Consider the following 12,925-nt stretch of genomic DNA (forward strand, 5'->3'; position numbering starts at 1 on the left):
CTGCATATAACAGGGGGCGGCGAAACGGCGGACGCCGCAGACCCCAGTCCCTCAAGTTATCGATGAAAGGAAATCCGGTGGCACAGAAGGTTCAGGTCCTTCTTGTCGACGACCTCGACGGCGGCGAGGCGGACGAGACCGTGACGTTCGCGTTGGACGGCAAGACGTACGAGATCGATCTCACGACTGCCAATGCGGACAAGCTCCGTGGCCTTCTCGACGCTTACGTGAAGGGCGGCCGTCGTACCGGAGGCCGCGCTGCGGGAGGCCGCGGAAAGGCGCGCGCCACTTCCGGCGGCAGCCAGGACACCGCGCAGATCCGCGCGTGGGCGAAGGAGAACGGTCTCGAGGTCAATGACCGCGGCCGTGTTCCCGCGTCCATCCGTGAGGCCTACGAGAAGGCCAACGCCTGAGCGCGACGCCTATGAACAGGCGGGCGGCTGAGCGCACGCGCGCAGCCGCAGACGGTGGCAGCACGTCGCCACCGTGGCCAGCAGCCTTACGAGATCGGGGGCGCCCCCACCGCCCCCCAAGGCCGACAGCGTCGGCAGCGAGGTCTCGACCTCGCACCCCGGCACGGGGGGCCGCAGCCACACGGCGGCCCCCTGCAAGGCACCGGAGCGGCCGGCGGGAAGCGGTCGCGGTCCGGTAGGGCCCGGCTCGGGAAGACACCGAGCGGCGCCGGACCCCGGTGCGAGAGGACGTCGTACGAATTCGGCGGATCCCTGCCCGGGAAGAGGCCGTACGACTTCGGCGGGCGCCCCCGGTCCGGGAGGCAGCGGTGCGTCCATCACGCCGCCCTCGCCGATCGCCGCCAGATCGAGCGGCAGCGCGCCCCACTCCAGCCAGTCCAGCACCCCCGGCACCTCGTCCGCGCTGCCCGCGGCCAGCAGCAGCCGCATCCGGTCGCCCTGCACGGCCACCGGGGAGCCAGGTGCCAGATGGCGCAGGCCGGCCCGGCCCGCATCGAGCGGCACGTCCAGGACGTCGAAGCGCGGGCCCACGGAAAGTCGCAGCGGGGATCCCGGGGCCCCGGGCACCGTCGGCCATCCCAGTTCGTTCTCGTACCACCGGCGGACCTGATCGCTCGACTCGAGCGGCCGACGGGGGAAGGGGACCGTGGTGACCGGGGGGACTGTGCCAACCATGCCAAGTGAAACCTCCGGAAGGACGCCCGAGTTACGCTGGGTGTTCCCGAAGTAGCGCAGAGTTCCGAAAGAAGGGGCGTTCGGGGGTGTGGCGCGGCGCAAGGTTGTTCGCCCGTAGCGGAGGGAACCGGTGCGCTCGGCATGGAGTGTCAGTCCCAGCGGGTAAGACATCCCTAGTGGGAGGGGGCGACACGCAGAACAGGACGTCTCACGTTCGCCATCGGCGTACTGGAGGTAGGGGTAACTGCCTGGCCTGCGGGAACATCGTCTCGCACCATCGGGTTGGAGCAGATGTCGGCGTTCGGGGTCAGGAGGCCATCGACGGTGTCGGCAGTTGGAATGAGCGGTCCCCGCTTGCGGGACTAAGCTGCGGAAGGACAGGGAGGGGAAGTTCCCCCCACTGCCTGACCGCTCTGAGGAGCGATTAACGATGTTCGAGAGGTTCACCGACCGCGCGCGGCGGGTTGTCGTCCTGGCTCAGGAAGAAGCCCGGATGCTCAACCACAACTACATCGGCACCGAGCACATCCTCCTGGGCCTGATCCACGAGGGTGAGGGTGTCGCCGCCAAGGCCCTTGAGAGCCTCGGGATTTCGCTCGAGGCGGTCCGCCAGCAGGTGGAGGAGATCATCGGGCAGGGGCAGCAGGCCCCGTCCGGCCACATCCCCTTCACCCCCCGTGCCAAGAAGGTCCTGGAGCTGTCGCTCCGGGAGGCTCTTCAGCTGGGCCACAACTACATCGGCACGGAGCACATCCTGCTCGGCCTGATCCGCGAGGGCGAGGGCGTCGCCGCCCAGGTCCTCGTCAAGCTGGGCGCTGATCTCAACCGGGTGCGGCAGCAGGTCATCCAGCTGCTCTCCGGTTACCAGGGCAAGGAGACCGCCGGCGCCAGCGGCGGGCCTGCCGAGGGCACCCCCTCGACGTCCCTGGTCCTCGACCAGTTCGGCCGGAACCTCACCCAGGCCGCTCGTGAGTCCAAGCTCGACCCGGTCATCGGGCGCGAGAAGGAGATCGAGCGGGTCATGCAGGTGCTGTCCCGCCGCACCAAGAACAACCCGGTCCTGATCGGTGAGCCCGGCGTCGGCAAGACCGCCGTCGTCGAGGGCCTCGCCCAGGCCATCGTCAAGGGCGAGGTGCCCGAGACCCTCAAGGACAAGCACCTCTACACCCTCGACCTCGGTGCGCTGGTCGCCGGCTCCCGCTACCGCGGTGACTTCGAGGAGCGCCTGAAGAAGGTGCTCAAGGAGATCCGCACCCGCGGCGACATCATCCTGTTCATCGACGAGCTGCACACGCTGGTCGGTGCGGGTGCCGCCGAGGGCGCCATCGACGCGGCTTCGATCCTGAAGCCGATGCTGGCCCGCGGCGAGCTGCAGACCATCGGTGCCACCACGCTGGACGAGTACCGCAAGCACCTGGAGAAGGACGCGGCCCTCGAGCGCCGCTTCCAGCCCATCCAGGTCGCCGAGCCCTCGCTCCCGCACACGATCGAGATCCTCAAGGGTCTGCGTGACCGGTACGAGGCCCACCACCGCGTCTCCATCACGGACGAGGCGCTGGTCCAGGCCGCCACGCTGGCCGACCGGTACATCTCGGACCGCTTCCTCCCCGACAAGGCGATCGACCTGATCGACGAGGCGGGCTCCCGGATGCGCATCCGCCGGATGACCGCGCCGCCGGACCTCCGCGAGTTCGACGAGAAGATCGCCGGTGTCCGCCGGGACAAGGAGTCCGCGATCGACTCGCAGGACTTCGAGAAGGCCGCCTCCCTGCGCGACAAGGAGAAGCAGCTCCTCGCCGCGAAGGCCAAGCGGGAGAAGGAGTGGAAGGCCGGCGACATGGACGTCGTCGCCGAGGTCGACGGCGAGCTGATCGCCGAGGTCCTCGCGACCGCCACCGGCATCCCGGTCTTCAAGCTGACCGAGGAGGAGTCCTCGCGTCTGCTGCGTATGGAGGACGAGCTCCACAAGCGGGTCATCGGCCAGGTCGACGCCGTCAAGGCGCTGTCGAAGGCGATCCGTCGTACGCGTGCGGGCCTCAAGGACCCGAAGCGTCCCGGTGGTTCGTTCATCTTCGCCGGTCCGTCCGGTGTCGGTAAGACCGAGCTGTCCAAGGCGCTCGCCGAGTTCCTCTTCGGTGACGAGGACGCGCTGATCTCCCTCGACATGTCGGAGTTCAGCGAGAAGCACACGGTCTCGCGTCTCTTCGGTTCGCCTCCCGGCTACGTGGGCTACGAAGAGGGCGGCCAGCTGACCGAGAAGGTCCGCCGCAAGCCGTTCTCCGTCGTCCTCTTCGACGAGGTCGAGAAGGCCCACCCGGACATCTTCAACTCGCTGCTGCAGATCCTGGAGGACGGTCGTCTGACCGACTCCCAGGGCCGGGTCGTGGACTTCAAGAACACGGTCATCATCATGACGACCAACCTCGGCACCCGGGACATCTCCAAGGGCTTCAACCTGGGCTTCGCGGCCTCCGGTGACAAGAAGTCCAACTACGAGCGCATGAAGAACAAGGTCTCGGACGAGCTCAAGCAGCACTTCCGCCCCGAGTTCCTCAACCGTGTCGACGACGTGGTCGTCTTCCCGCAGCTGACGCAGGAGGACATCCTCAAGATCGTCGACCTGATGGTCGGCAAGGTGGACGAGCGCCTCAAGGACCGGGACATGGGCATCGAGCTCTCCCAGTCCGCCAAGGAGCTGCTGTCCAAGAAGGGTTACGACCCGGTGCTGGGTGCGCGGCCGCTGCGTCGCACCATCCAGCGCGAGATCGAGGACACGCTCTCCGAGAAGATCCTCTTCGGTGAGCTGCGTCCCGGTCACATCGTGGTCGTGGACACGGAGGGCGAGGGCGAGACCCAGACCTTCACGTTCCGTGGTGAAGAGAAGTCGGCGCTGCCGGATGTTCCGCCTATTGAGCAGGCGGCCGGTGGGGCTGGGCCGAATCTGAGCAAGGACGCGTAGCCCTTCGGGGATTGCGCGAAGAGGGGGCCGGTGCCGTGGAGGTGCCGGCCCCTTCGGCATGCGTGGCGGGGGCCGTCACCCCGGGCGCCTTGTCAGAGGGACTCGACCGTGACCTCCGCGTTCGGGAAGACGTCCCGGTACCGATCGACCTCGATGGTCCGGTCCGTGGCGGGGGCCAGGGTCACCTCACGGACGCGGGGGCAGCACAGAGCCAGCCTGGACAGTTCCTCCCAGCCGTTCAGATGTGTCACCCGCAGTACCTCGACGCCCGGCATCTGCGGAGTGTCGTCAAGGAGGTCCAGCACCGAGTTGTGCAGGGTCAGGTGGGTGAGCCGCGGCAGCCGTGCGATCGCTTCCCAGTCCCGTCGCCACAGACGGCCGGGGCTCGGCCCCAGGTTGAGGGTCCGCAGCGTGGGCCACTGGCCGATGTCCTCGAGTCCTCGGCTTTCCACCGCCCCGTGGGACAGGAACAGGAACTCGAGCGGAGCCGTGGTGGGGAGGAACCTGGACAGGGGGACGCCCCAGGAGAGTTCTCCGTCGAGCCCCAGGTGGCGGAGCCCGTGGCATCGGTCCAGGCCGGTGAACTGGGCGCCGCGACCGGTCCAGCACATGTGAAGCTCGGTGAGCTGAGTGTCGGCGAGCGGTGACAGGTCTCCGATCCCGGGACAGCGGTGCAGGTGCAGGTAGGTCAGACCGGGCGCGGAACGCAGCGGCGTCAGATCGCTCAGCAGGGTGTTTTCGTAGATCACCAGGTGGCTGAGGGTCTTCTTGCTCAGCGCCGCGAGGAGCGGTACCGGGTCGTGGGTCCCGTTGAAACGGACCCTGGGCCGGGGGCCGAGCCGGGGCAGCGCGCGCAGCTGGGCCTCCTCCCGCACCGTGATGAAGAGGTCGGCGGCGGCCACGTGCGTAAGGACCTCGTCGGCGTATTCGTCGGCGTCGAACTGGCTCCAGGCCCCGACGAGTTGCGCGCGCACCGCCAGATCGGGGTGGTTACGGAACTCTTTCAGGACGGGCAGCGCCCCCTCGGTGCCCACCAGTGCCGCTGTGCGCGTCACCGCGGCCGCCTCTGCCGCGGTCAGCCTTTCCGGCCCGGGCAACAGCTCCAGGATCAGTGGGCCGGCCTGGGCGAGGACCTGCGCCTCCGCCTTGGACTGCGGCGGTATCAGCAGGGCCGCCCGCTCCTCGACCTCCGCCCGCACCTGTGGGAGCAGGGACGTCGCGTCCTCCAGGCAGGCCAGGGCCAGCAGATCGGTGCGGGTGCGGCCGAGGGCCAGCAGCTTGCGCAGGAGGTCGACCCGCTCGTGCGGCCGGGCGTGCGCCACGGCCATGCGGATCACGTCCTCCCACTGCGGCTCGTGGGCGTGACTGACCAGCACGTCGATGTGGCCCTCCTCGACGGCGGCCAGGGCTCCCAGATAGTCCTGGAAGGTCCGGTGCACGAAGTCCACGATCTTCGGCGCCGGTTCGCGCAGCAGGCCGCTCCGCAGCAGGAGGTGGCGGAAGATCTCCCTGGCGTCCTGCTGCTCGGGAGGCATCGCGATGCTGGGCAACGCGCGTTCCACGACGGCCTGTGCCGCGTCCTGTTCCATCTCCGTCCGACCGCTCAGGATCAGCGCGTAGGCGATGCGCCGCAGCAGTTCGGAACGGGCTCCCTGACTGAGGTCGATGCCGTCGGGAGTCCCCATCCCTCGCTCCCGGTCCCGGCGGGCCAGCAGCATCGACAGGGCGGCGTCGTACAACTCCGGGCGGTTGATGGGCAGATAGCCGCGGCGTTCGCGGTGGAGGGCGCAGATCAGGCCGCACATCAGCGGGTTGGTGGCGAGCCGGGCCAGGTCCCGTTTGGTGCGCAGCGCGTCCAACAGCGGCCCGAGGTAGTCGCGGGCCTGTGCGGCTTCGTGCCAGCGGCGGACGAAGGTCGTGACCTCGGCCGGGCGCATCGGCGCGAGGACGAGCTCGCGGAAGTCCTCTGCGGTGAGCCAGTCGGAGCGTACGGCCGTGGGGCGCGAGGTCAACAGCCACTGGTTGCCCGGGTAGGCGTGGATCAGGCCGAGGAGCCAGGCCCGGGTGCGGTGCCGGTCCGCGGCGGGAATCTCGTCGAGGCCGTCTACGAGGACCAGCGCGCGTCGGGTGGCCAGTACCCGCTCGGCCCAGCCGTCCGGGGGTGTCAGCGGGCAGCTCACCGCGGCCAGGAGCCGGTTCGGTGACGGGAGTGTGCCCGCGCGGATCAGGGTGCGCAGCGGGAGGACGTACGGGATGCGGTCACCGTTGCGGGCGGCGGTCACGGCGAGCCACTGCACCAGGGTCGTCTTGCCCGAGCCCGCGTCTCCACGTAGCAGGACGCGGTCGTGGACCAGGAGGGCTTCCTCGGCGGGAAGATGAACGCTGAACGCGCTCTCGGCCCGCGCTCCGGAGGCCGCGCGGTCCTCGTCGCCGGTGGCTTCGAGGCTGAGGTAGGCCACTTCGAGCGGCCAGCGGTCGGGGGAGTCGCGCAGGTCGATGCCGTAGATGGTGATGTGGTTGTGCTGCTCGGCCACGTACGGGAGGTAGCGGCGTTCGAACGCGGCGTCGCGGGCGTCGGGGCGTGGGATGCGCGTGATCAACTCGTCGAGCCGGGCGATCAGTTCCGACTGGACGCGGGTCTGCTCCACCAGTGTCCGTGCCACGAACGTGGACCGGCGTGTGAAGAAGTCCAGGATGTGGAGGCAGGCCCACTCGGTGGCGGAGTCGAGGAAATGGCCGGCGTCGGTGGAGAGGCCGAGGGGTGGGGGCGCCTGGGTGCGGAGGTGTCGGGCGAGTTCGCGGTGGCCCAGGCGTACGGCTTGGACGTCGTCCATGTCCAGGTCGCCGAGGGCGAGAAGGCGGGCGGTCACGGCGTCGGTGACCGCTGGTTCCTCGTCGGCGGGGAACGGGGGTTCGCCGGGGGAGTCCGTCGCCGCGCCGACCAGCCGGCGGGCCAGGGCGCGGACCTCCTTCTCGCCCAGCGTCCGCTTCTCGCCGCGGAAGGAGACGAGGGCGGTCAGGCGTACCGGCTTGTCGACGAGGCCCGCTCCCGGGGCGTCCGCCACGAAGAGTTTCCGTACGAGGGAGGCCACCAGGCCGGACGCGAGCTTGCTGCCGAGTACCGCCGGATCCATCCGCCCCACCCCCGTGATCACGCGAACGAGGGTGAGGCTACCCGGAGTTGAGCGGGAAGACTCAGGACAGCTGACCGTCGTAGTCCGGGAGCTTGTACGTCTTCTCGGCGTGGCCGCCCGACAGGTCGGTGGCGCTGTTGCCGATGTTCGCGATGATCGTGTAGCCCTTGTTCTCGATGGCGACGCGCTGGGCGGTCTTGTAGGCGGCGACGTCCTTGAAGAGGTCGATGAAGCTGCGGACGTAGAGGCCGGAGACGTCGTAGCCGACGTGATCGAGGTTGTAGTCGGTGAACGAGTAGATGATGCCGGGGCGGGCCGTCACGAAGAAGAGGGATACGCCGTGGTCCTGGGCGTACTCCGCCACGTCCCGGACCGGCTCGTTGGCCGGCTGGGGGTAGCTGAAGCCGAAGTCGGTCTCCAGGGTGGTGTTGTCGATGTCGAGGACGATGGCCTGCTTCTCGCCCGGCTTGGCGGCGGCGATCCGCTGCTTCAGGTACGGCAGCGCCTGGTCCATGACCATCCGGCAGTCCTGCTGCCAGGTGGTGTAGTCGACGTCTTCGGTGGTCGCGGCCTCGGCCGGGGCGGCCAGTGACACGAGGGCCGCCGTGGAGACGGCGGTGACGGCCATACGGCGCACCAAGGGGCGTCGGTTCGTCATCTGTGGGGGGTCCTCTCACGTCAGTAACGCTGCCGTTGTCGGGTGCATGTTCGTTGGCGTGGGTGGCGCGAGGGGAACCGTAAGGTTACTGGGGGGTAAGTGCCAAGAGGTGTGCGTCACATGATTTCGGGGCCGGGGGTGCGAGGACCTCGGTGGCCGGTGACATGACGCACAGGCGATTTGTCCGTTACTAGGGCGAATAGTGGAAAGCTCGAATTGGGCAAAAGGGACTTTCGCCCCGGAACTCCTAGGCGAGTTATGCCGTCATGGGTGGATTCATTCCAGATACGTGCTCTGTCAAGGAGCGGGAAGTTTTGGGGTGAAGTACTAGCTTCCGTCGTAGGTCGGCGGTTTGGGGCTTCCGGGGCCTCGGGGTTACCAAGGGATGCCCCATCCGGCGGCGGCTTGTGTGCCGGGTGGCTTTTCTGTCCCCGTCCCCATGAGGTTCCGATGTCCCAGCGCGTTTCGTCCCGTTCTTCCCGTACGTCCAAGCTCCGCACGCGCGCCGCCGTGGTGGCCGTCGGTCTGGGGGTCTCGGCCGTGCTGGGGACCGGGGTCGCGGCGGCCGCGGAGACCGGCAAGACCGTCTCCTGGGTCGACCCGGTGAAGAAGTACAAGCTCAGCGCGAGCTTCGCGCAGTCCGGTGCCCTGTGGCAGTCCACCCACAGCGGGCAGGACTTCGCCGTGGCCAGCGGAACCCAGGTCTTCGCCGCGCACGGCGGGACCGTCGTCAAGGCCGGCGGCAACGGTGCCGGTGACGGATCGGCGTACGGCAATGCCATCGTCATCAAGCACGCCAACAAGACCTACTCGCAGTACGCCCACCTCTCGCGCATCGACGTGAAGGTCGGCCAGGTCGTCAAGACCGGTCAGCGCATCGCCCTGTCCGGCAACACGGGCAACTCCAGCGGCCCGCACCTGCACTTCGAGATCCGTACGACCGCCAACTATGGCTCGGCGATCGACCCCGTCGCCTTCCTGCGCACCAAGGGCGTGACCGTCTAAGGCCGTCTAAGGCTTCTTGCGGGTGCCTTCGTGGGCCTGGGTCACCAGGTCCGACGCCACCTCCAGGACCGCCCTGCGCTTCTCCTCGGGGTCGCCCGCGAGGTCCTGGAGGAAGAACATCCCGGCGTGCAGGGTGAAGATCGCGCTGGTGTAGCGGACCTGGTCGACCAGGTCCGCCTCCGGGTCGATCATGATGTCGCGCAGCCCCTGCATGCGCTCCTTGAAGGTCTCGCCGACCCGCAGTTCCCGTACGGTCGCCTGGTTCTCCTGCATGAAGCGGAACAGGGGGGTGGCGTTGGCGAGGATGCCGCTGTAGCGCCGTACGATCTCCTGCTTCGTCTCCAGGGTGTGCGGCTGCTGCCTGCCCCACTCGATCAGGTCGAGGATCGGCTGGGTCAGATCGTCGAAGATGCTGACCAGGATCTCCTCCTTGGTCTTGAAGTGGTAGTAGAGCGCTGCCTTGGTGACCTCCAGGCTCTCGGCGATCTCGCGCAGAGAGGTCTTCTCGTAGCCCTGCTCGGCGAAGAGATCGAGCGCCACGTCCTGGATGCGCTGGCGGGTGTCCCCGCGGCGCCGCTGCTTGGTGCCGTCCATGGTGCCGCCCATTCTCCGTGAAGCTCCGTGAAGCCATTGGCTTTGAGTAAAACTTACTTGACGCCCGGCTAGTTACGGGTCTACGTTCCCCAGTGTAGTCAACTTGCCGGGCGGCAAGTAAGTAGCTGGGGGAGTGGGAATCATGGCGGACACACAGACGACGGCCGAGCCGGAAGACGGCAAGCAACCGAAGAGCGTGCGGGTCGTCCTGCTCGCTCTGATGATCACGATGATGCTGGCGATGCTCGACAACATGATCGTGGGCACCGCGATGCCGACGATCGTCGGTGAGCTGGGCGGGCTCGAGCATCTGTCATGGGTCGTGACGGCGTACACGCTGGCGACCGCGGCCTCCACCCCGCTGTGGGGGAAGATCGGTGACATGTACGGGCGCAAGGGCGTCTTCATGTCGTCGATCGTGCTCTTCCTGATCGGGTCGGCGCTCAGCGGCATGGCCCAGGACATGGGACAGCTCATCGGGTTCCGGGCCGTTCAGGGCCTTGGCGCCGGTGGTCTGATGGTCGGTGTCATGGCGATCATCGGTGACCTCATTCCGCCGCGGGAGCGGGGCAAGTACCAGGGCATGATGGCCGGCGTCATGGCGCTCGCCATGATCGGCGGACCGCTGGTCGGCGGCACCATCACCGACCACTGGGGCTGGCGCTGGGCCTTCTACATCAACCTGCCGCTCGGTGTCGTCGCGCTCGCCGCGATCAGTGCCGTGCTGCATCTGCCGAAGAAGCGGGCCAAGGCGCGCATCGACTACCTCGGTGCCGGGCTGCTGACCGTGGGCATCACCGCGATCGTGCTGGTCACCACGTGGGGCGGTACGGAGTACGCCTGGTCCTCCGCGCGGATCATGGAGCTCATCGGTATCGGTGTCGCCGCGCTGATCGGGTTCGTGTTCTGGCAGACCAAGGCTGCCGAGCCGGTGGTGCCGCTGCACATCTTCCGCAGCCGCAACTTCACGCTGATGTCCCTCATCGGCTTCGTCACCGGGTTCGTGATGTTCGGTGCGACGCTGTTCCTGCCGCTGTACCAGCAGTCCGTGCAGGGTGCGTCCGCGACCAACTCCGGGCTGCTGCTCCTTCCGATGCTCGGTGCGATGCTCGTGACATCGATGGTGGCGGGGCGGGTGACCACGAACACCGGGCGGTACAAGGTGTTCCCGGTCGTCGGCAGTGTGCTGATGGTCGTCGGGCTGTACCTGCTGTCGCTGATGGACACGGACACCTCGCGGTTCACGTCCGGGGTGTACATGGCCGTCGTCGGGCTCGGTATGGGCTGTCTGATGCAGATCACCATGCTGGTCGCGCAGAACAGCGTCGAGATGAAGGACATGGGCGTCGCGTCCTCGTCCACGACTCTCTTCCGTACGCTCGGCTCCTCCTTCGGTGTCGCGATCATGGGCGCGCTGTTCAACAGCCGGGTCCAGGACGTCATGGCCGAGCGGGGTGGGGCGATCGGGGCGAAGGTGACCGAGTCGTCCGCGCAGCTGGATGCGGCGAGTCTGGCGAAGCTGCCGGATGCGGCGCGTGAGGCGTATCAGCATGCGGTGTCGTCCGGTACGCACTCGGCGTTCCTGCTGGGGGCTGTGGTGGCGGTGCTGGCGTTGGTCGCTGCGGTGTTCGTGAAGGAGGTTCCGCTGAAGGGGGCGGGGCCGAAGGACGAGGCGGAGGAGGCGGCGGCGCCGATGCAGGTCGTCGAGGCCGTCTGATCCGAACCTGAGCTGAAGGCCCCCCGGCTGGTGTCCGCCCCGGGGGGTCTTCGCCTTTTCCTCGCCCCCGCCGCCCCTACCCGCCCCATCCCCAGGGGCGCTGCCCCTTCGACCCCGCTCCCTGGGGGCTGCGCGCCCAGACCCCCGACGGCCCTTGACGGGCCTCGTCCTCAAACGCCGGACGGGCTGGAGGATGCGGGCCGGCCCTGAGCGGCGCGGGTGGGTGGGGGATCGGGATGGCCAGGCCCTGTTCTCGGACGCCCGGCGGGCTGGGAGACACGGGCCGGTGTTGGGGTGGTCAGCCCTTGTTCTCGAACGCCGGGCGGGCTGGTGGCCTCGAACGTCGGGCGGGCCGCGGTCCGGACCTACGGCATCATCGGGTAGCTTCCCGTGTTTGTCGGTGCGTGTTCCGGTAGCCACAGGACGGCTACCGCGCCCTCTGCCGGGACTCCCTCGGGGGCGCCTGGGGGGCGGATGTTGCGGAAGGTGAGGCGGGCGCCGAGGACTCGGGCCTGGCCGGCGGCGATGGTCAGGCCGAGGCCGTGGCCGTGGCCCGCGCGGTCGGTGCTGCCGGTGCGGAAGCGGCTCGGTCCGTCGGCGAGGAGGTCCTCGGGGAACCCGGGGCCGTGGTCGCGGACCCGGATGACCCGGCCCTCGACGGTGACCTGGATGGGCGGTCTGCCGTGCCGGGCGGCGTTGGCGAGCAGGTTGAACAGCACCCGCTCCAGGCGCCGCGGGTCCGTCGTGACCATCGACTCGTGCACCACCCGGACGTCGATCTCCGGGTCCTTCGCCGTCACCCGCCGGGCGACGAACTCGCCCAGCAGGATGTCCTGAAGCTCCGCCCGCTCGGACGCGCTGTCCAGCCGGGCCACCTCCAGGACGTCCTCGACGAGGGTGCGCATGGCCTTCGCCCGGTCCAGGACCAGCTCGGTCGGCCGGCCAGGGGGGAGGAGCTCGGCCGCCGTGAGCAGGCCGGTCACCGGGGTCCGCAGCTCGTGGGCGATGTCCGCGGTGACCCGCCGCTCCGCCTCCAGGCGCTGCTCCAGCGCTTCCCGCATGGCGTCCACGGCGCTCGCGAGGTCGTCCGTCTCGTCCCGTACGACCCCGCCGATCGCGTCCCGCACCCGCACGTTGGTCTCACCGCTCGCGACCTCGTTGGCGGCGGCCGCGGCCTTGCGCAGCCGGCTCGACAGTCGGCCCCCGATGAGCACGCCGAGCGCGCTGCCGCCGAGGACGACCGCGATGGAGCCGATCACCAGGGCCTGGTCCAGGTCCTTGAGGATGTCGGTGCTGCGGTCGGTGAACCCGGTGTGCAGGGACAGCACATTGCCGTCCTTGGCCGGTACGGCCGCCCAGATGTCCGGCGCCCCGCCCGGCCCGTCCGTCACATAGGTCGCCCGGCGTCCCTGCTCGACCTTGTGCCGCAGCGGCATCGGCAGCGACGAGTCGTTCTTCTCGACGTGCGGGAAGTTCGCCAGACCGGTCTTCTCGTAGTTGTTCTGGGCGATCTGGATGCGTTCGTCGGCGAGGTCGCGGGCGTTGTCCAGCATCGAGACCCGGGCGGCGTTGTGCACGACCAGGCTCAGGGCGATCGCGACCAGCGCGCCGACCAGCGCGATGGCCGCGCTGAGCTTCCACCTCAGTCCCGTACGGATGCCCGTACGCTCCAGCCGCGCCGGGACCAGGCGCCGAAGATTCCCCCGCATG

General features: G+C 68.8%; 9 protein-coding genes. 4 read left to right on the forward strand and 5 right to left on the reverse strand.

Annotated elements, in window-relative coordinates; genetic code table 11:
- Positions 1-77: 77 nt before the first annotated feature.
- Positions 78-413, forward strand: coding sequence for an Lsr2 family protein (locus OHU89_RS27960; RefSeq protein WP_266889279.1), 336 nt, complete (start codon positions 78-80; stop codon positions 411-413).
- A gap of 9 nt (positions 414-422) precedes the next feature.
- Here OHU89_RS27960 and OHU89_RS27965 read toward each other — a convergent pair whose 3' ends face one another.
- Entirely contained in the window at positions 423-1,148 is a 726-nt protein-coding gene (locus tag OHU89_RS27965; protein WP_405646820.1) for an SCO3374 family protein, read from the reverse strand.
- A gap of 430 nt (positions 1,149-1,578) precedes the next feature.
- On the opposite strand from OHU89_RS27965, the gene OHU89_RS27970 reads away from it, so the two are divergent.
- Positions 1,579-4,107 (forward strand): ATP-dependent Clp protease ATP-binding subunit, encoded by a 2,529-nt coding sequence (locus OHU89_RS27970; RefSeq protein ID WP_266889277.1) that lies wholly within the window; start codon positions 1,579-1,581, stop codon positions 4,105-4,107.
- Positions 4,108-4,199: 92 nt separating this feature from the next.
- Here the strand turns inward: OHU89_RS27970 and OHU89_RS27975 are convergent, their stop codons facing one another.
- Together OHU89_RS27975 and OHU89_RS27980 are read right to left on the reverse strand one after the other, a co-directional pair.
- The gene (locus tag OHU89_RS27975) at positions 4,200-7,241 is read right to left on the reverse strand and encodes an NACHT domain-containing protein (protein ID WP_405654680.1); all 3,042 of its coding nucleotides are present in this window, start codon (positions 7,239-7,241) and stop codon (positions 4,200-4,202) included.
- Between the two features lie 61 nt (positions 7,242-7,302).
- A complete protein-coding gene (locus OHU89_RS27980; RefSeq protein ID WP_405646824.1) occupies positions 7,303-7,899 on the reverse strand; it encodes an HAD family acid phosphatase in 597 nt (198 codons plus the stop codon).
- A gap of 450 nt (positions 7,900-8,349) precedes the next feature.
- Between OHU89_RS27980 and OHU89_RS27985 the strand changes: the two genes are divergently transcribed.
- Positions 8,350-8,904 (forward strand): M23 family metallopeptidase, encoded by a 555-nt coding sequence (locus OHU89_RS27985; RefSeq protein ID WP_365404512.1) that lies wholly within the window; start codon positions 8,350-8,352, stop codon positions 8,902-8,904.
- 6 nt (positions 8,905-8,910) lie between these two features.
- On the opposite strand, the gene OHU89_RS27990 is transcribed toward OHU89_RS27985, so the two are convergent.
- Positions 8,911-9,510, reverse strand: a complete 600-nt coding sequence (locus OHU89_RS27990) for a TetR/AcrR family transcriptional regulator (RefSeq protein ID WP_266889274.1) — start codon at positions 9,508-9,510, stop codon at positions 8,911-8,913.
- A gap of 130 nt (positions 9,511-9,640) precedes the next feature.
- On the opposite strand from OHU89_RS27990, the gene OHU89_RS27995 reads away from it, so the two are divergent.
- Complete coding sequence (locus OHU89_RS27995) at positions 9,641-11,215, forward strand: MDR family MFS transporter (RefSeq protein ID WP_266889273.1); 1,575 nt, start codon at positions 9,641-9,643, stop codon at positions 11,213-11,215.
- Between the two features lie 365 nt (positions 11,216-11,580).
- On the opposite strand, the gene cseC is transcribed toward OHU89_RS27995, so the two are convergent.
- Positions 11,581-12,924 (reverse strand): two-component system sensor histidine kinase CseC, encoded by a 1,344-nt coding sequence (gene cseC, locus OHU89_RS28000; RefSeq protein ID WP_405646827.1) that lies wholly within the window; start codon positions 12,922-12,924, stop codon positions 11,581-11,583.
- Position 12,925: the final 1 nt, after the last annotated feature.

This window comes from Streptomyces sp. NBC_00019, from assembly GCF_045041015.1.
Classification (GTDB): domain Bacteria; phylum Actinomycetota; class Actinomycetes; order Streptomycetales; family Streptomycetaceae; genus Streptomyces.